Origin of the sequence: Chryseobacterium sp. RU37D (genome assembly GCF_900156075.1) — a bacterium.
Classification (GTDB): domain Bacteria; phylum Bacteroidota; class Bacteroidia; order Flavobacteriales; family Weeksellaceae; genus Chryseobacterium.
This window is the reverse complement of the sequence record NZ_FTMM01000015.1, coordinates 28,422-47,321: the sequence shown is the minus strand read 5'-3', so window position 1 is coordinate 47,321 and position 18,900 is coordinate 28,422. Positions and strand designations below refer to the sequence as shown.

At 34.2% G+C, this 18,900-nt stretch carries 17 protein-coding genes and 1 pseudogene; 15 read left to right on the top strand and 3 right to left on the bottom strand.

The window, feature by feature from the left end:
• Nucleotide 1: 1 nt before the first annotated feature.
• Nucleotides 2–757 (bottom strand): UbiA prenyltransferase family protein, encoded by a 756-nt coding sequence (locus BW926_RS08920; RefSeq protein WP_076446337.1) that lies wholly within the window; start codon nucleotides 755–757, stop codon nucleotides 2–4.
• Between the two features lie 18 nt (nucleotides 758–775).
• Here BW926_RS08920 and BW926_RS08915 point away from each other — a divergent pair, with 18 nt between their 5' ends.
• The 14 genes and pseudogenes from BW926_RS08915 (at nucleotide 776) to BW926_RS08850 (ending at nucleotide 14,626) form a co-directional block, all read left to right on the top strand.
• Entirely contained in the window at nucleotides 776–6,679 is a 5,904-nt protein-coding gene (locus BW926_RS08915) for an alpha-2-macroglobulin family protein (RefSeq protein WP_076446335.1), read from the top strand.
• A gap of 36 nt (nucleotides 6,680–6,715) precedes the next feature.
• Nucleotides 6,716–7,204 (top strand): serine protease inhibitor ecotin, encoded by a 489-nt coding sequence (gene eco / locus BW926_RS08910; RefSeq protein ID WP_076446333.1) that lies wholly within the window; start codon nucleotides 6,716–6,718, stop codon nucleotides 7,202–7,204.
• Nucleotides 7,205–7,473: 269 nt separating this feature from the next.
• The gene (locus tag BW926_RS08905) at nucleotides 7,474–7,929 is read left to right on the top strand and encodes a DUF1569 domain-containing protein (RefSeq protein ID WP_076446331.1); all 456 of its coding nucleotides are present in this window, start codon (nucleotides 7,474–7,476) and stop codon (nucleotides 7,927–7,929) included.
• 21 nt (nucleotides 7,930–7,950) lie between these two features.
• Entirely contained in the window at nucleotides 7,951–8,421 is a 471-nt protein-coding gene (locus tag BW926_RS08900) for a hypothetical protein (protein WP_076446329.1), read from the top strand.
• A 2-nt stretch (nucleotides 8,422–8,423) separates the two neighbouring features.
• Entirely contained in the window at nucleotides 8,424–8,828 is a 405-nt protein-coding gene (locus BW926_RS08895; protein WP_076446327.1) for a hypothetical protein, read from the top strand.
• Nucleotides 8,825–9,196, top strand: coding sequence for a VOC family protein (locus BW926_RS08890; protein WP_076446325.1), 372 nt, complete (start codon nucleotides 8,825–8,827; stop codon nucleotides 9,194–9,196). The genes BW926_RS08895 and BW926_RS08890 overlap by 4 nt, the downstream gene beginning before the upstream one ends.
• A gap of 18 nt (nucleotides 9,197–9,214) precedes the next feature.
• On the top strand, nucleotides 9,215–9,757 hold the full coding sequence (locus BW926_RS08885) for an SRPBCC family protein (RefSeq protein ID WP_076446323.1): 543 nt from the start codon (nucleotides 9,215–9,217) through the stop codon (nucleotides 9,755–9,757).
• 68 nt (nucleotides 9,758–9,825) lie between these two features.
• Entirely contained in the window at nucleotides 9,826–10,275 is a 450-nt protein-coding gene (locus tag BW926_RS08880; protein WP_076446321.1) for a VOC family protein, read from the top strand.
• Nucleotides 10,276–10,443: 168 nt separating this feature from the next.
• Nucleotides 10,444–10,870: pseudogene (locus BW926_RS14745) on the top strand (SRPBCC family protein).
• 20 nt (nucleotides 10,871–10,890) lie between these two features.
• Nucleotides 10,891–11,277: a VOC family protein gene (locus BW926_RS08870; RefSeq protein ID WP_076446319.1), complete on the top strand. Its 387-nt coding sequence runs from the start codon at nucleotides 10,891–10,893 to the stop codon at nucleotides 11,275–11,277.
• Between the two features lie 33 nt (nucleotides 11,278–11,310).
• Nucleotides 11,311–12,333, top strand: coding sequence for a glutaminyl-peptide cyclotransferase (locus BW926_RS08865; RefSeq protein ID WP_076446317.1), 1,023 nt, complete (start codon nucleotides 11,311–11,313; stop codon nucleotides 12,331–12,333).
• Nucleotides 12,334–12,421: 88 nt separating this feature from the next.
• Nucleotides 12,422–13,399 (top strand): hypothetical protein, encoded by a 978-nt coding sequence (locus BW926_RS08860; protein ID WP_076446315.1) that lies wholly within the window; start codon nucleotides 12,422–12,424, stop codon nucleotides 13,397–13,399.
• A gap of 33 nt (nucleotides 13,400–13,432) precedes the next feature.
• Nucleotides 13,433–14,047, top strand: coding sequence for a deoxynucleoside kinase (locus tag BW926_RS08855; RefSeq protein WP_076446313.1), 615 nt, complete (start codon nucleotides 13,433–13,435; stop codon nucleotides 14,045–14,047).
• Between the two features lie 228 nt (nucleotides 14,048–14,275).
• The gene (locus BW926_RS08850) at nucleotides 14,276–14,626 is read left to right on the top strand and encodes an ArsC/Spx/MgsR family protein (protein ID WP_076446311.1); all 351 of its coding nucleotides are present in this window, start codon (nucleotides 14,276–14,278) and stop codon (nucleotides 14,624–14,626) included.
• A gap of 56 nt (nucleotides 14,627–14,682) precedes the next feature.
• On the opposite strand, the gene BW926_RS08845 is transcribed toward BW926_RS08850, so the two are convergent.
• Complete coding sequence (locus BW926_RS08845; RefSeq protein ID WP_076446309.1) at nucleotides 14,683–14,988, bottom strand: DUF493 family protein; 306 nt, start codon at nucleotides 14,986–14,988, stop codon at nucleotides 14,683–14,685.
• A gap of 42 nt (nucleotides 14,989–15,030) precedes the next feature.
• Nucleotides 15,031–15,708: a DUF4197 family protein gene (locus BW926_RS08840; protein WP_076446307.1), complete on the bottom strand. Its 678-nt coding sequence runs from the start codon at nucleotides 15,706–15,708 to the stop codon at nucleotides 15,031–15,033.
• 374 nt (nucleotides 15,709–16,082) lie between these two features.
• Here BW926_RS08840 and BW926_RS08835 point away from each other — a divergent pair, with 374 nt between their 5' ends.
• A complete protein-coding gene (locus tag BW926_RS08835; protein WP_083672290.1) occupies nucleotides 16,083–18,893 on the top strand; it encodes a SusC/RagA family TonB-linked outer membrane protein in 2,811 nt (936 codons plus the stop codon).
• The last annotated feature ends 7 nt before the right edge of the window (nucleotides 18,894–18,900 follow it).

The window sequence follows — 18,900 nt, the reverse complement described above, 5'->3', positions numbered from 1 at the left end:
GTCAAAAATACTTTATTATTAGTAAACATAAAAAGGGAAGAGCGGAACATGTTTCCACTCCAAATGAAAAATATGCATCTTTTCTTTCGTTTTCAGAAAAATAAATTAAAATATAAGCAATAATGGCTGATAGGAAGAATGAAATGGAATAATTTAAATCTAAATAAAAAATTGAAAGAATATTACTCACAAAAATCAACAGATAAGCAATATATTTTGTATTCTGAATTCCAATTAAATTCGGAAAAGTTTCCACAGTATCGCTCTTCATGTCACGAATATCGAAAGGTAAGACCAAAGCTGTAATAAAGAAAGAACTAATAGAAAATATTGGAAGATTAAACTCGGAAAGGGTAAGCCAGCAATTGACCAGCGCCCACACCATCCCTACATAAAACACCTTTAATAAGGGGATTTTCCGGATATAGACATTGAGGAAAAAGCTGTTGTAAAGTAGACCCAAAATCACAATAATAAACCATTTTACTAACCGGATTTCATTATGGTTATGAATAATTAATAAAGCACAAATTACACCCGCAGCTATATTTAAGATTAAAATTTTAAAAAAATGCGGGGTATGTTGATACTTGGTATACAGATAACCGCTGAAGTATGTAATAAAAATTAATAAAACAGTGGGGAAACGGAACGTATTTTGCTCCTCCATGAAAAATACTGCAAAGAGGGTGCCTGTTAACGATACATAAATTTGGCTGTCGATAACGGTTTTTTTCAGTATTTTTAAAGAATTCATTTATCAAAAATAACACTTATGAAAAGATTTTCCAATGTTTTTGTTCTTTTGCTTCTATTTCTTAATTTTTCAGAAGTCTTTGCCCAGAAATATTATGATGAGCAATGGAAGAAAGTAGCAGAAAATTCTCAAAAAGGAACTTTTAAATCTAATCTCCCCATCATTTTAGACATACAGAAACAGGCGATGAAAGAAAATAATACCTTACAGCTGATCCAGTCTTTAAAAGCAGAATTCAGTATAGTGAATCAGACGAGAGATGATGATCAGAATAATTCCGTCTCTAAGTTTTTCAATAAGTTACAAGATGCTGATAAACAATTAAAAAGTGATGAAAAGGTAGTGTTTCATGTATTAATGAACAGCTTTTTGATCGATTATTATGAGCAAAATTCATGGAAGATCAATGACAGGACCGATCTGAATTCTCAGGATATTTCCCAAATTGAAACTTGGAGTAAGCTTGACTTTAAAAATTATCTATCAAAAAAATTCCAGGAGCTGGACGGGCAGAAAAATACGATGCAAAAAATCTCTTTAGATAAGTATCAGTTACTTTTTTCCAATGTGAAGAATATTAATTATTTTCCTACCCTGGCAGACTGGTATGCCCTTAAAAAAATTGATTTTTTATCGAATAACGGGCTTTTTACCAAAAATGAAGTAAGTGAAAACAGAAAAACAATTAATGGTATTTTTGATGAGTTGATCGCACAAAACAACGGTAATTCCAAATTATATTTCCAGCATCAGAAGCTGCAGCAGAATTGTAATTTCAATCAATGCAAAGATAGGCCTGAACAGCTTAAAAATCTTTTGAAATCTAATACTGAAGGCGATTATAAAGTTTTGATCATGGATGAGATCATGACTGACCTTATCGGCAAAAAGAAAGAAAAAGAAGCACTGGAAATTGCAGGCCAGGCAGAAAGCCAGTATCCGAAATCACCTTTCCTTGAAAATATCAAAAATAGAGTAGAGCAGATTAAAGCGTCCTCTATGAATATCAGTTATGAACAGCAGACTCAAAATAATCGTCCGATTCATTTTGTAGCTCAATATAAAAATATTTCAGGCTTTTCTTTAAATATTTATGAGGTAAAAGAAGATTTTAAATCATTTTTACAATATGTACGAAATTCTCACGGAGATACTTTTGGTAAAATAAAGAAAAATTTGGTAAAAAAAGAAACTTATGAAGTTCCCAATCCAGTTGATTATCAGCTTCATAAAACATCTTTCGAAATAAAGCCACTTCCTGCAGGAATTTATGTAGCGGAATACATTGTAAATGAAGGAAATGATGATAACAAACAGCAAAATTTCTATTTCTTTGTTTCAAATAACAAAATCATTTACAAAAACAGGTTTAACAACAATTCCTTAAACAATGAATTAAAGCTGGTTAATAATGAAAACGGAAAGCCCGCCAATAATGAAAATCTTACATTTTATGAATTTTTAGATAATCAAACGCTTAACCAGGCGCAGGGTAAAACCGATGAAAAAGGAATTTTCAAGCTTCCTTCTACCAAAAATAAAGAATATTACAGAACTTTTCTGATTCATCAGCCTAAGACCAGTGACTTCCAGCTCATGCAGGTCTATGGTGATGATGATTACAATGTAGAGTATGATCCGAATAAAGGTGCCCGAACTGCCGTTCAGATCTTTACGGACAGGGCTATTTACAGGCCTGGTCAGACGGTTTATTTTAAAGTAATTAATACAAAAATCAATAAAAAAATTGAGTCTGTAGATGCCGGATTAAAGCAAAAAATTACTCTCATGGATGCCAATGGGCAGGAAGTATCTTCGCAAAGCTTTACCACTAATGAGTTCGGCTCCTACCACGGAAGCTTTATCCTTCCGAAGGGAAAGCTGAATGGCGTTTTTTCGTTTAAAACCGATGGAAATCCGCAGGGGTATAAAGATTTCAGAGTAGAAGAATACAAAAGGCCAAAATTTGAGGTGACTTTTGATCCCGTAAAGGAAGAATACAAATACGGCCAGGTCATAGAGCTGAAAGGTAAAGCAATGATGTTTTCAGGAGTTGCACTGAGCAATACCAAAGTAAACTATGAGATCAAAAAGCATAATATCAGATGGAAATATTTTTGGTGGTACCCACACGACAATGATAATGAGAATTCAATTGTAGGAGAAGCCCAAACCAATGATAAAGGTGAATTTACCATCAGTTTAGACCTTAAAAAAGATGAAAAGCTGGAAGGTATCCAGATTGATAATTATGAAATCAATGCTTCGGTGACTGACATCAACGGTGAAACGCAGTCTGCGGAAACTCAGCTTAAAGTGGCTTCTGTAAGCCATTATATCAAGGCAGATGAAATTAAAAATATTTTCTCCGACGAAAATGTAAAACTTAAGGTGGAAATCAAAAATTATAATGAGCAGAATCTTAAAAAACCTTATCAGGTAATGCTTTTAAAATTAGAAGCCCCGAACAGGATTTTCAGAAATAATTTCAAATCTACGGTTCAGGATCTTCCGAAGCTTTCAAAAGAGGAATTTATCAATAAGTTCCCACATGATTTCTATGATAAAAATGATGAAATTAAAAACTGGAAATCTAGAGTAATTTCCACAAAAACAGAGCAGTTGGAAAGCCTTGACCTGGGAAAACTGGAAGCCGGAGATTATCAGTTGGAATTATATAATATTGAAGGAAAAGACACCATAAAAACTTCACAGAATTTCAGTGTCTGGAATAAAAATTCTTTAAAACCGGAACAAAAAACTTTCCTTACGGTTTTAGAGCCTAAAAATGAATTTTCCAGAGGCGAAAAAGCAAAAATATATGCCTATTCTGCAATTCCGGATGCATTGGTCAATGTTTTCGTGCAGGATGGATCGGGAAAAACAATTTCAGAAGTTAATCAATTTAAAAATGGAGTTTTGGAATTTACAGCCGTTATCCCAAAAGAAAAAGCAGTGACCAGTTTAAATATTCAGTTCCAGCTGGTTGCATATAATGATATCCAGACACAAACCGTGAATTTAAAGATAAAGAATACGGAACAGCCGCTAAAAATCGAGACGATTACTTTCAGGGATAAGCTAGAGCCTAATTCTAAAGAAAAATGGACTGTGAAAGTTTTAGGTGCTGAAAAAGAAAAGATAAATGCGGAGGTTTTAGCAAATATGTATGATATGTCTCTAGATCAGTTTGCAAAAAATACATTTGACTGGCAGAATTTATACATTCCATATTCAATGTTCACCTCTTATGATATCAGGCAAAATCTTTCTTCTAAATATTATCAGAAAAGAGTAAAATATTTTAATGGAAATTATGTAGAGGTTCCGAATTTTAACTGGTTTGACAGAAGATTTGGATTGACTAATATTGATACTGATAGAGATGGGGTTTTGGATATGGATGATGCATGTCCAACAGTTCCCGGATTACCTGAGTATAATGGCTGCCCAAAACCTAAGAAGATGACTGCTATTGAGGTTGAATCTTCTCCAATTATGGAAGTAAGTGCTATGGCTGCACCAATGGCAAAAAAGAGTGCTTACCGAGTTGCTGACGCTGATGGAATTTCAAACGATGAAACATCACCAGAATCATTAGAAAAAATCCCTGTTCGTCAGAATCTCAACGAAACTGCATTCTTCTATCCTGATCTCAAGACAGATTCAGAAGGAAATGTAAGCTTTGAATTTACCTCACCGGAAGCTTTAACAAAATGGAAGCTAATGTTCCTTGCCCATACAAAAGATGCAAGAGTGGCAACATTGGAAAAAGAAGTTGTGACTCAAAAAGAATTTTCTGTAAGCCCGAATTATCCAAGATTTTTAAGAGAAGGTGATGAGCTGAATCTTCAATCGAAATTATCTAACCTGACAAATAAAAAATTAAACGGTTCAGCTGTTTTACAGGTCTTAGATGCTTTCACCAATGAAGATATTTCATCTCAGTTTGGTTTAACTGCAGCTGCTCAGAATTTTAACTTAAATGAAAACGGAAACTCCGCAGTAACTTGGAAATTAAAAGTTCCAAACAATGTTTCATCGATCATTTTAAAAGTTGTTGCTAAAGCAGGAAACTATTCTGATGGTGAGCAGCAAGCCATCGCAGTACTTCCAAACAGGATGCTGGTGACGGATGCCGTTCCGGTTTTCGTGAAAGAAGGCGAGACAAAAACGTTCGTTCTGGATAACCTTAAAAATGAGAATTCAACAACAATTTCTAATGTTTCCAACACATTGGAAGTGACAACAAACCCGATATGGGAAATTATGTTTGTGCTTCCAAGCCTTAAAAATGATCAGAACAATTCTGCCGATGTAATTTTTAATAAATGGTTTGCAGATGTTTTAGCATCAGAAATTTTCAAAGCCAACCCGAAAATGAAAACCATTTTTGAAGAATATCAGAATAAAGGATTATTAAATTCAAATCTTGAAAAAAATCAGGAGTTGAAACAACTATTATTGGAAGAAACGCCTTGGGTTCTGGAAAGTAAAAACGAGCAGGAACAAATTCAGAAATTAGCATTGTTATTTGATGTTAATACCATGAAAAATTCCATCAATCAGGATTGGGATGATTTCAGTAAACTGCAGAATCCGGATGGTGGATTCTCCTGGTATGCAGGCTATCCGAGCTCTTATTCCACATCATTGTATATTCTTAAAAATTTAGGAAAAATCAATCTGTGGCTGAAAGATAATGTGAAAGATTATCAGTCTACAGCACAAAAAGAATTGGTTAAAAACCTTATTCAGTATGTTGATAATGAGGTTGATAAGTATTATGATGTAAAAAAAGAAAACGTCTGGACCAACTGGGCACTGGATTATCTTGACACCAGAAATTACTGGGAAAAAGAATACCCACTGAAAGGCAAAGGTGCTACCCTGAAAGCTCTTGTGAAGCAAAAGGCGAAAACGGCAAAACTTACAGATTTTACCTTCTTCGGATTGCATCGTGCGGCTTTATTGATGGGCAATTACGGCGTAAAAGATATTTCAGATAAATTAATGAATTATCTTAAAGAAACTTCCACAGATACAAAAACGCAGGGCGTTTACTGGAAGCAGAACCTTGATGACTGGGGTTGGTTCAGTTCAAAAGTGGTCAACCAGGCCGGTGCTTTAGAAGCATTCAATACTCTAAAACCGAATGATCAGAAATTCATTGAAGAGATGAAAATCTGGCTGATTACACAAAAAGAAGTTAATTCGTGGGGAAGCTCTAGAGGGACCTCGGAAGTGATTTTTACAATTCTCAATTCAGGCAAATCCTGGACAACTGCAGAGTCTGACAAGGCAACCATTATCTGGGGCGGAAAAGATTTGCAGCCGCAAACGCAAGCTACAGGATATGTAAAATCTACTGTTAAAACCGATGTAGTGGATAAAAATCTGGCAACAGTAACTATTACAAAACCAGGTGCAGGAATTGTACAGGGCGGATTATTCTGGCAGTATTACGAAGATCTGGATAAAATAAAATCTTCTGAAAACTACATTTCTGTTACCAAAGAATTGTATCGAAAAATAAAGACGGTAAATGGTGAAGAGTTGCAAAAAATCTCTTCAGAAACCCCACTGAAAGTAGGTGATAAGGTAACCGTAAGAATGATCCTGAATACAGACCGTCCTATGGAGTTTATCCACCTTAAAGACATGAGGGCAGCCGGATTTGAGCCGGTAAACATATTATCGGGTTATCAATGGAAAAATAATCTGGGATATTATCAATCAACTAAAGATGCATCTACTAATTTTTATATTGAATATATGCCTAAAGGAAAATATGTATTTGAATATGATTACGTAGCCAATGCATCCGGTACGTTCTCTAATGGGATCACTACAATTCAAAATTATTATGCACCGCAGATGAATTCTCACACGAAAGGGAATAATGTTCGAATTTTGGAATAGTTTTTGAATAAACAGAAAAGTAATAAAAAATTACAAATGAAGATTTCAAGTAAATTAATTGCAGGATTAGCAATTTTCGTAGGAGTAAATACTTTTGCACAACAAAAAACAGAGAAATTTGAAAAGCTGGAGATTGATATGTTTCCAAAGGCTAAAGATGGTTACAGACAGGTGTACATTCAGCTTCCTGTAGAAAAAAATGAAGATAACCTCAAAGTGGAATTCTTCGTAGGAATGGAAAAAATGCTGGACTGTAATAAATATTCTTTATCCGGGACCATGAAGCAGCAGGATTTGCAGGGATGGGGATATACCTATTATGAAGTAGAATCCAATGGACAGACTCCGGGTACTATGATGGGATGCGGAAATCAGAAGCCAACCAAAAAATTTGTTTCTATACTTCCAGAAATTGTAAGATATAACAGCAAATTGCCTTTGGTATTTTATATTCCTAAAGACACAGAGGTTCGATACAGGATTCTGCGTGCTGATAATGGAATGAAAAAAGCAGTTCAGAAATAATTACTTATTTAAATTGATATAGAAAAAACTCTTCGCTTCGGTGAGGAGTTTTATTTTTATTTGAATTTAAAATCTTGTTTAATAGAAGGAATCAATTAAATTGGTATTTTAATTATATTTTAAATGAATTGCGAAAATGATAATTTATATTTACTTAAAAATATATTATGTTAATAACGATTTGGTTTTAAGAGGATTAAATTCTTTTCTAATAAATTATAAGAAATCATAAAAAACTAATATATTTGTTTTTAACAATTAATTGAACTATGGAAAACGTTTTTGATGCAAAAGATGCTCAGAATTACATTGATAGGATAAATAATCTTACACCGGAAACTACAGGATTATGGGGGAAGATGACGGTAGATCAAATGTTGGCACATTGCAACGTCTCTTATGAAATGGTTTACGAGCCGGAAAAACATAAAAAACCGGGCGCCATCGCAAAATTTATCCTGAAAAACTTTGTAAAGTCTAAAGTAGTGGGTGATAAGGCATATACGCAAAACGGCCCTACAGCACCACAGTTTATCGTAGCAGACAGGAAAAACTTCGATGAAGAAAAGAAAAGGCTGATCGGCTTTATTCAGAAGACACAGCAATTGGGAACTTCAGCCTTTGACGGTAAAGAATCTTTCTCCTTCGGAAAATTGAAGGCTCAGGAGTGGAATAATATGTTTGCCAAACATTTGAATCACCATCTTGCACAATTTGGAGTTTAATTTTTATTAAATAAAACATATATGAAAAAAATTTTATTGTTCCTTGTTCTCATTTCCAATTTTGCTTTTGCACAAATGCCAGATATTTCAAATGTATGGCTGAATAACAGCAAACCGTACACCGGAACCATTGGCAGCAAAGGAGAAGAAATTAAATTAAAGATCAATATTTCCGAACAAAACAAAAAAAATGACCAGGAATATTTCGTTTCCGGATACACCCTGGTAGATAAAACGTATAGCAAATTTGAAGGTAAATTGACTATTGCCAAATACAGAGATTCTAAAAAGAAAGGTACTGTTTTCGGCGAATACGAACTAGCCGAAGAAAACAAAGGAAAACATTCAGGAATTCTTAAAGGAAGGTTTATTTATACTTTTAAATGGAATAAAAATACGGAAAAAATTGAAGGTCAGTACATTGAGTTTATCGGCAATTGGAAAAGCTATGACGGGACTTTAGATTTTAAAACACGTATAAAAAACCAATAATCATGATTAGAAAAATTCTGGCTGTAGTCGGAGGTATAGTCTCAGGCTCGCTCTGTATCTGGATTATAGAAAGTCTTGGGCACTATTTGTATCCACTTCCAGCAGGTATTAAAACCACAGATGTTGAAGGTTTTAAAAATTATGTTTCCACACTCCCATTTTCTGCTTTGTTGCTTGTATTAATAGGATATGCTTTAGGAGCGGTAGTTTCAGGATTTATCTCAACGAAAATTGCAGACGATGATAAAAACAGATCCGCTCTTATTTGCGGAATTTTCTTTTTACTTGCAACAGTTTATAATATGATCATGCTGCCAACACCTGTCTGGTTTTGGATCCTCGGCATTGCAGTTTGGGGATTGGTTTTAGTAGGATACAGATTGGCATTAAATAATAAGAGAATATGAAATTAGGAGCATTTTCTATCAGTTTGAGCGTAAAAGACCTCCAAAAATCAAAAGATTTCTACGAAAAATTAGGATTCAGTACAATGGGAGGAAGCATAGAGCATAATTATCTCATTATGAAAAACAATGAGAACATCATCGGCCTTTTTCAGGCAATGTTTGACGGGAATATGCTTACCTTTAATCCGGGATGGGATCAGAATGCACAAAATCTTGAATCTTTTAACGATGTCCGTGATATTCAGAAACATTTGAAACAGCAGGGCGTGATATTAGAAAAGGAAGCTGATGAAAGTACCTCAGGACCTGAACATATTTATCTGAAAGATCCGGATGGAAATATGATCCTGATCGATCAGCATAGATAATTTTTAAAGGAAAATCGTATGAAAATTTTAAAGTGGATCATTATTATTTTAGCTTCAATTTTAATTTTTTGGCTTGTTGCTGCATTTTTTGTTTCGGGAGATTGTAAATATGAAAAGTCAATTTCAATCAATGCTCCAGTAGAAAAAGTATGGCAGAATACCAATACTTTAAAGGCAATAGATCAATGGAGCCCGTGGAATGACCTTGATCCGAATATGAAGAAAAACTGGACAGGAACTACCGGGCAGACCGGAGAAAAAATGTGCTGGGAAAGTAAAAAAGAAGAAGCAGGAAAAGGCTGCCAGGAAGTAAAAAAAATAGATCAGGCCAATAAAAGGATTGATACAAAAATCGTTTTTTTGACACCTTATGAAAGTGAAGCAAATGCCTATGTATCTGTAGTTCCGGAAGGTAACGGAAGTAAGACAACATGGGGCTTTACATCTACCATACCATATCCTTTTACGATAATGAAATTTTTCATGAATATGGAAGAAGCCATAGGAAAAGATTATCAGGAAGGCTTAACAAGGTTAAAAAACTTATCGGAAAAAGAATAAAGCTGCACACAATACGCAACTAAAAGTGATAGCCTCTAAACTCTAAACTTAAAACTAAAAATACAATTATGGCATCAGTAAACGTTTATTTAACATTCAACGGAAATTGCAGAGAAGCATTTGATTTTTATAAATCCGTCTTCGGCGGAGAGTATCCTTACATCGGAACTTTTGGTGAAATGCCTCCAATGGAAGGACAGGAAGCTAAAGAAGAGGATAAAGACAAAATTATGCATGTTTCGCTTCCGATTTCTAAAGAAACAATCTTGATGGGTAGTGATGCGGGCTGCGACTATGCATCTCAATTCAAGGCAGGAAACAATTTTTCTATTTCGATCAATGTAGAATCTAAAGAAGAGGCTGATAAATTATTCAGCGGTCTTTCAGCAGGAGGAATGGTAACAATGCCAATGGCAGATACATTTTGGGGAGCTTATTTCGGAATGTTTACCGATAAATTCGGCATCAATTGGATGGTAAATTACGATGACCCTGCGAAAATGCAGCAACATTCATAAAATAATCTAACTTAATATCAAGCCGGCAGATTTTGTCGGTTTTATTTTAAAGGATTTAGAGCTTTTGAGTATTTCTGTCTTGAATAACCAATTATTTAATATTCATAATTTATATACAAAATATTTCTGAAAAATATTAGCTAAATTCAAAAAAAATAAAAACAATATATGATCATTCCAATCATAGTAGAAGACAAAGTAAATGTCCCAGCAGAAAAGGTCTGGAAGGCATTAACCGATAAGAACGAAATGAAAGCATGGTATTTTGATATACCAGATTTTGAATTAAAAGTTGGAAAAGTATTTAATTTTTATGAACCAGGTGAAGAAAAAAAAATTTCATCATCAGGCTGAGATTTTAGAAATTATTCCGAATCGAAAATTAGAGCATACATGGGCTTACCCCGAGTTTTCATATGAAAAAACGACAGTGACTTGGAAAATTCAATCAGAAGGTGATCAGTCTTTAATTAAGCTTACTCATGATGACATTGATCGTTTTAGTGATCTGGGCGAAAATTTTTCTATGGATGCTTTTACTGAAGGATGGAACAGGATTATAAGGAAAAGCCTGAAGCCGTATTTGGAAAATTAATTAATATTACAGAACAATAAATGATGATAAAATTTACCGCTCTCCACCCTATTTTATGGACAGAAAAGCTTGAAGAAAGTATTGGTTTCTACACTCATATTCTTGATTTTAATTTAAATGAAAGAAATGATAACTGGCAATGGGCATCGCTTGAAAAAGATGATGTGCAAATTATGCTGACTAAACCAAATTCACATGAAAACTTTAAGGGAATTGGTTTTACAGGTTCATTTTATTTTAATGTAGATGATGTAGATCAGCTTTGGGAAGATTTGAAAACAAAGGCTGAAATATGCTATGAAATCGAAACTTTCGAATGGGAAATGAGAGAGTTTGCAATCTATGACAACAACGGTTATATATTACAATTTGGTCAACATATCGATGAAATTAGCAAAACGGAATAAATTTTGCTAATTTTGGGGAAATTTAGAAATTCAATGAAAAAAAATATTATAGCAGGTTTCGCTGCAATTTTGCTCCTGGCATCTTGTAAAGATGATAAAAAAGTTCTTGATTCTTTGGCGGATTATAACAATTCGATGGAGCAAAAAGGGTATCATTTCGGAGACAAGCTTACCTTGCCGAAAGAAGTTACAGACGATGCAGCAAGCATTTCGATCAGTTTCGGAGATAAAGAAACCTCAAACCTCACAATTGATCCTAAATTCTTTACATTAGGTGACAATGCCGTCACGTTTAATATAAAAACAAAAAACGGTGAAACGCTCACTCAGGATGCAACCATCAATGTTTTTGCAAAGAATCCAGAACAAAAACTCAACTACGAAATCGTTGCAGAGTATCCTCATAACCCTAAAAACTTCGTACAGGGCTTCCAGATGGAAGGAAACACGATTTATGAAAGTGACGGTCAGAACGGCTCTTCCCAGATTTTAAAATATACTTTAGGAACTACAACCCCTTTGGCTTCTACAAAACAGGCTCAGGAAGATTTTTCTGAAGGAAGCACCATTGTGGGGGATAAAGTTTATCAGCTGACATGGCAGAGCAAAAAAGGATATATTTACGATAAAAATTCATTGAAATTATTAAAGGAATTTCCATATCCGAATGTGTTGGGAGAAGGTTGGGGGCTTACCTATGACGGGAAAAACCTGATTGCCTCAGACGGAAGCAAGTTGCTGTATTTCCTGGACGTGAATGATCCTTCAAAAATGGTAAAATATATAGCTGTTGCAGGAAGTTCCCAAACTTATGATCAGCTGAACGAGCTTGAATATCATAACGGTTTCATTTATGCCAACGTTTGGCAAAAACCTGTTATTTTAAAGATAAACCCTGCTACGGGAGAGGTCGTAGGAACGTTTGATTTCACTGAAATATCTAAGCAAAATACGAAAGGGAGTGATGATGTTCTGAACGGCATAGCTTTCAAAGGCGATAATATGCTTGTGACGGGGAAAAACTGGTCAAAAATTTATGAAGTTGCGATTAAATAAATTAAAATGAATTGCAGTTTCTGATAGAATAAATAAAAATAGTAAATTGGTAGCGTTCCTTTTTGGGGCGCTATCTTAGTAAAATAATTTGAAAATATTTCATATCATATTTGTATTGATTTTCTGTTCGTTATCGGCTCAGAAAACCATTCCTTTGGATACTTTGAAGCTGAAAGAAGCTAAGGATATGCTGGCAGACGACTACGGAAATTTATACATCTATAAAAACAAAGACTTCAGTTTTACAAAATACGATTCCCTGGGAAAGCAGATCGGGAAAATGATGCTTACGGTGCCTTATAAAGTTCAGACTGTTCAAAATCCGCTCAGTGTGCCTTTGTTTTCGGAAAATGCACAGGAAATGAAGTTTGTAGACCAAAATCTGAACGAAATTCAAAGGGTTGATTTTAAACAAAAATTTGGGTTTATAAAAATGGCGTATGCGGAAGACCTGCAGCAGCTGTGGCTTCTGGATGAAAGTTCAAAACGGTTGATTCAGTATAATTTCAGGAATGAAAATACCATTAATTCTTATCCTTTTGATGCCTGTTTTGATGATCTTACAGACCTGTTGGTGTATGAAAATAAAGTTTATATTCTTACAAAAAAACATATCCGGGTTTATACTTTAAAATTCGAGAAAATCTTTGAAGCCGAGATTGAAAACGGTAAGCGTTTCAGAAGGGAGAATGAATTTATTTTGATGATTACCAATAATTCCATATTTAAATATGTTCCGGAAAAAGAAATGGTGAAAATTTTTGAAGATCCAGAGGCTCAGATTGTGGATAAAAATACCCTTTCTTATTTTGAAATCAAAGTCAACAACCTTTATCTTTACAATCTCGAAAAAAATAAAGAAACGAAACAGCCTGCAGAGCCTGATCCCAAGATAAAAGATACGGAGCAGGATGTAGAAAGATCAACGGGAAAAGCTATAGAGCCAGACAGCCCGGAAGGAAAACTGGAAAAGAAAACCCAGGAGATTGAAAGTGAAAATCCTTCGGGAAGCTCTTTGCAGAAGCTGATTAACTATAGTACTGAGGTTCAGGCTGCCGAAGTTTAGTTCTATCTATCAAATAATACATTAAGGGAAAATATGCACATTGCGGTTACAGGAAATATCGGAGCAGGGAAAACAACATTGACGACGATGCTTGCAAAATACTATAATTGGGATGCCCAGTTTGAAGATGTAGACCACAATCCTTATCTGGAGGACTTTTATGCTGATATGAGCAAATGGAGCTTTGCTTTGCAGATTTATTTTCTTGGGAGCAGATTCCGTCAGGTGAAAGAGATTAGAGAAAGTGGAAAAAATATTATCCAGGATCGTACGATTTATGAAGATGCCCATATTTTTGCGGAAAACCTTAATGATATGGGGCTGCTTTCCGACAGGGATTTCAGTAATTATGATGCTGTTTTCAATCTGATGAAATCTTTTGTTTCTGCACCTGATTTGTTAATTTATCTTAAATCTGATGTTCCGAATCTTGTGAAAAAAATTTACAAAAGAGGCCGTGAATATGAAGCGTCTATAAGTATTGAATATTTATCGAAATTGAACCAGAAATATGAAAAGTGGATTTCCAATTATACTGAAGGAAAGCTGTTAATTATCAATGTGGATGATCTTGATTTTGTAGAAAAACCTGAAGACTTCGGGTTTATTTTGGAAAAAATCGAAGTGGAGCTGAATGGTCTGTTTTAACAAAGTTTTATTATAAATTAAGGCGTTTGTGATTTGATTTTTTTCTAAATTTGTTAGGATAAGTTTAAATTATATTTAATTTTTTTAATTTAAATAAACTAAGTTTATTCTTTATTTCAGTATTGAGAATTTAAGAAATTACTAAATGCAATTCTTTGAAACCTTAATTTCTTAATGTTAAAATATTTATGCAAATAAACTACAAGAATTTTTTAATTCCAATTAAAGATGTTAGTTAAAGTTTTACATAACGGAAATTGCTCAAAATCAAATGCGGTTTTGGAGTATCTGGATGAAAATGGAGTACCGTTTGAAATCATTAATATTGTAGAAGATCCGTTGAGTATTTTAGAAATAAAAACTGTTTTAAAAAAGTTGAATCAAAGTGTTTTTCATATTATCCGGAAAACAGAAAAATTATATCTCGAAAATTTTGCTAATAACAATTTATCCGAAGAAGAATGGATAAAGGTCTTGTCTGAAAATCCGTCATTGATCCAAAGGCCCATTCTCATCAAAGGTTCTGTGGCAATGTTAGGAAGACCGGTCGAGAACGTCAAGTATTTTATTGAAAAATAATAAACGGCAAAGAAATTAAACTAGAAAAGTCAGCGGTAAAGCTGACTTTTTTTGATTTATAATAAGATGATACCTTCTATTTTAGCAACCTCTTTGTAAATATTTATCACCTGATGGGCATCCAAAACAAATGCATTGATATTGCAGGCTGTATATTTTCCGTTTTTGCTTTCGCGGTTTCCCAATGTGAATTTTATACCGTCAAAAACTCTATATATTTCCGTTAACTTCGATTGATCCGTCGGAATGATAAATTTGAATAAATAATCTTCCGGAAAATCATGATGATCTTCCAGTTTTTCCCTTAAAGAATTGTAAAAATCTTCAGGGCTTGCATGCTGATTTCCTTGTAATATATCCATCTACAAATATTAAATTAATATATAAATTTAACGAAAATTTTTCTATTTTCCAAGTGGCCCAAGAAGTGATTTGGAATTTTGGATTTCGTAATCTTCGATAATATTAAACATCCCGTTTACCAGTTGTTCGGACGCCAGCTGGCTCAGCCCTCCGGAATTCACGGTAGTTTTGCCTCCGCCCAAAAGATTTCCCAGAAAATTGCTTCCTGATAAAGCTGTGTTAATGCTTTTTACAATTCCGTACTGATTTAGCTGCTCATCTACTTTCGGAGTAATGGCTGCGACTAGCTGCTGGGCTGTTTTCTCTTTAAGTATTTGTGTTGCCATTCCTTTTTCACCCTGGATGATTCTTGTGACATCCTGGGCATTAAGGCTGTTAACGGCATTTACCAGAATCGGTTTTGAAATATTTACGGTATACACTGCTGCATCTGCAATATAAGCCCTTTCCTTGGCCACAAGAGTAGGGGTTACTTTTTCCAGCATGGAATTGATGTCTCTCAATTCTTTTGGAAGCGCCTTATCTACCATATTATTCTGCAGAAATGCTTCTCTGTTGCTATAAACATTTGCGCCTTTATCAATTCCGTTTAAAAGAATTTTTTTGATAATGGATAATCCGATATCTGACGTTGCTAATGTACTACACGACTGAACAGATGTATTGATAACAGCGCCTGTTCCGATGATGAAAGCAGCTGTGATGATATATTTTTTCATTGATATTGATTAAACCTTATAGATTTCAAATAATGAACCAAATTTAGTTACAATAATTAGTTTAACAAAATATTAATGATTGTGATGTTTTTGGGAAATTTTTAAGACAAAACTAGACAAAATATCATTGTATTTTTTTATTTAAAATATAATTAACATTAGAAAAAGAACGATAAAATGAAAGGCTTATTAATTTTTTACTTAATAATACATGTTTTTATAGAATTTTTAGGAAAAATTAACTATATTACATATAATTTTATAATTTTGGCTAATGTCTTTTTTTGAGAAACATAATATGGTATAAGTTAAAGGACATACTCAAGGGTAATTATCCTATTTTAAGATTAATTGTACGAATAAAATTAAACTATATGAAACAAAGTGATTTAAAGTATTCATGTCTCGTTGCTGTTCTATACTTTGGTATGAATGTCAATGCGCAGACTACGCCCAAAGACACTGTAACTAAGGAACAGAAGATCGAAGAGGTGGTAATGATCGGATATGGATCGCAGAAGAAAGAAAATGTTACCGGAAGTATTGGGGTAATTTCTGCAAAAGACCTTGCCGATAAGCCTAATGCGAATCCTGTAAGCTCAATCCAAGGAAAAGCATCTGGTGTTCAGATTTTTAACTCTGCAACTCCGGGCGGTTCTCCAAGGGTTGATATCCGTGGTATCGGCTCCCTTACAGGAAATACTGTTTATATTGTAGACGGTTCAATCACTACAGATATCTCTTACCTGAACCCTCAGGATATAGAATCAATGAGTATATTAAAAGATCCTTCCAGTTTAGCAATTTTTGGAGCTCAAGCTGGGAATGGTGCAGTAATTATTAAAACGAAAACAGGTAGAGGAAAAAAACCTACATTTAATGTAAATTCTTATCTGGGAATAAAGACCGTTACCAATGTTCCAAAACTCGTAAACGGAGATCAATACATTGAACTATATAATGAAAAGCTTATAAATGATAATGGATCAAGCGCAGGATCCATCACAAGGGCACAATATCCTGGAAATACAGATTGGTTTAAAGAAGTTTTAAGACCAAGCACAATTAACTCAAATGATTTTTCAGCTTCCGGAGCCATCGGAAAACTTTCATACTACGGAAGCGTGGGTTATTTACAGGATGAAGGTAATTTAGATGCTAACAGAGGGATTAATTCAGGAAGTGATTTTAAAAGGTTTACCGGAAAAGCAAACTTAAGTTACAAAATTACTGACAATATTACAATTGGAGATAATTTCACGTTCTCCAAAATGCTTACTAATATATCAAACAATCCGCTTCTAAATGCTTATAATGCGCCGCCGGTATATTCTCCTATAAATCCGTCGACAGGTAACTATCAATATTTTACTTTAGTTACAGTGAACAATCCAAGAGCACAACTAGACCTGTTCAGATCTCAAAACAGACAGGAAAGATTATTGAATAACGTTTGGGCGGAAGTGAAGTTTTTAAAAGATTTTACTCTAAGAGTGAGTCTGACCAATGATAATCTAAATTCCAGCAAATATGAATATACTCCGGTAATGAGCTATGTTCCTACACCTGGAAAATCGTCTTTAATTACCAGAGATTCCCGAAACAGAGACTACGTTTGGGATAATACATTAGATTGGAAGAAAAAATTCGGAAATCATAACTTTGATATACTGGTAGGTTTTTCCAGAACCCAGAACTATTATACCCAGTCTTATTGGAATGCTACTAATGTAAATTATGATGGCACAAACGAGTCTCTTCAAATTGCCAATGGAACGGATATTTTTGGATATGAATATAGGCCAAGTTCTGATGTTACGCCATACAAAAACAGGATAGAGTCTTTCTTTGGAAGGCTTAATTATGATTATGCAGGAAAATATTTGGTAAATGCTTCTATTCGTAGAGATGCATCTTCCAATTTTTCATCTGATGACAGAGTGGAAATATTTCCTTCTGTAAGCGCAGGTTGGGTAGTATCAAAAGAGGGGTTTATGAGCAATCAAAATATTTTCAACCTTTTAAAATTAAGAGGGAGCTGGGGTAGAACCGGTAACCCAAATGTAAGAAGGTCGTATGATTTTCTTACCACTTTATTAACTTCTGGAGCTTATTATGGTAATACAGGATATCCGGCACAAACGATAGATTTACTCATTGATCCTACAATTGGGTGGGAAATTACCACAGGGAAAGATTTTGGAGTAGAAATGGCATTTCTTAACAATAAGTTGAAGTTAGAAGCTACCTATTTTGATAAAGATACAAAAGACGTAGTTTATGGAATTGTACAAGGAACTGTTTCAGGAGCAAGTAACTGGAATAATTATTATACAAATGCATTTTCTTTCAATAACAAAGGCTTGGAGTTTTCTGTAAACTATGATACAAAATTATCTGAAAAAGTTAAAATAGGATTTTATGGAAACTTTACTTCATTAAAAAATGAAATTACATCAGTTTACGGAAATTCTTATTTAAATGCTGGAGCAAGTTTATTTGGAAATCAAATTGTAAGACTTCAGACCGGACAGCCAGTGGGGTCTTATTACGGATATGAAGTTGCCGGAATATTCCAAACAAACGCAGAAGCGGCAAGCTCTGGTCAGACTGGAGCAAAAGCAGGATGGTTTAAATTTGTAGATCAGGATGGAAACGGAATCATAGACGAGAGAGATAAAACATTCTTGGGTAGCCCTGTTCCAAAAGGTACTTATGGCTTTGGTTTCAATATGAATGTATCTAATTTTGATTTTGCAATAGACTTCCAAGGCGTATTCGGAAATAAAATATACAATTACAATCGTGAGCAGAGATTCGGTAACGAAAGCTGGGATTTAGATTTCTATAACAACAGATGGCATGGTGAGGGTACATCCAATTCTTATCCTATGGTTACTAATAACCAATCTGTTATCTTACCAAACAGTTTTTATGTGGAAAATGGCAGTTATTTTAGGATTAGAAATATTCAAGTAGGATACACTTTGCCAAAAGGCTTTGCAAAACTTCCAAACTTTAGTAGGGTGAGACTTTATGTAAGCGCACAAAACCCGTGGACTAGCTTTAAATATCATGGATTTTCACCTGAAATCAATAATACCGACAGGGTTCAGATGGGTATAGACAACAATATATATCCGTTGTCAGCAATCTACACGTTTGGTACAAACATAACTTTTTAATTAGAAA

Bases quoted from the DNA above. Each gene is read 5' to 3' on its own strand.
- BW926_RS08920 (WP_076446337.1), bottom strand. From the start codon at position 757: ATGAATTCTTTAAAAATACTGAAAAAAACCGTTATCGACAGCCAAATT.
- BW926_RS08915 (WP_076446335.1), top strand. From the start codon at position 776: ATGAAAAGATTTTCCAATGTTTTTGTTCTTTTGCTTCTATTTCTTAAT.
- eco (WP_076446333.1), top strand. From the start codon at position 6,716: ATGAAGATTTCAAGTAAATTAATTGCAGGATTAGCAATTTTCGTAGGA.
- BW926_RS08905 (WP_076446331.1), top strand. From the start codon at position 7,474: ATGGAAAACGTTTTTGATGCAAAAGATGCTCAGAATTACATTGATAGG.
- BW926_RS08900 (WP_076446329.1), top strand. From the start codon at position 7,951: ATGAAAAAAATTTTATTGTTCCTTGTTCTCATTTCCAATTTTGCTTTT.
- BW926_RS08895 (WP_076446327.1), top strand. From the start codon at position 8,424: ATGATTAGAAAAATTCTGGCTGTAGTCGGAGGTATAGTCTCAGGCTCG.
- BW926_RS08890 (WP_076446325.1), top strand. From the start codon at position 8,825: ATGAAATTAGGAGCATTTTCTATCAGTTTGAGCGTAAAAGACCTCCAA.
- BW926_RS08885 (WP_076446323.1), top strand. From the start codon at position 9,215: ATGAAAATTTTAAAGTGGATCATTATTATTTTAGCTTCAATTTTAATT.
- BW926_RS08880 (WP_076446321.1), top strand. From the start codon at position 9,826: ATGGCATCAGTAAACGTTTATTTAACATTCAACGGAAATTGCAGAGAA.
- BW926_RS08870 (WP_076446319.1), top strand. From the start codon at position 10,891: ATGATGATAAAATTTACCGCTCTCCACCCTATTTTATGGACAGAAAAG.
- BW926_RS08865 (WP_076446317.1), top strand. From the start codon at position 11,311: ATGAAAAAAAATATTATAGCAGGTTTCGCTGCAATTTTGCTCCTGGCA.
- BW926_RS08855 (WP_076446313.1), top strand. From the start codon at position 13,433: ATGCACATTGCGGTTACAGGAAATATCGGAGCAGGGAAAACAACATTG.
- BW926_RS08850 (WP_076446311.1), top strand. From the start codon at position 14,276: ATGTTAGTTAAAGTTTTACATAACGGAAATTGCTCAAAATCAAATGCG.
- BW926_RS08845 (WP_076446309.1), bottom strand. From the start codon at position 14,988: ATGGATATATTACAAGGAAATCAGCATGCAAGCCCTGAAGATTTTTAC.
- BW926_RS08840 (WP_076446307.1), bottom strand. From the start codon at position 15,708: ATGAAAAAATATATCATCACAGCTGCTTTCATCATCGGAACAGGCGCT.
- BW926_RS08835 (WP_083672290.1), top strand. From the start codon at position 16,083: ATGAAACAAAGTGATTTAAAGTATTCATGTCTCGTTGCTGTTCTATAC.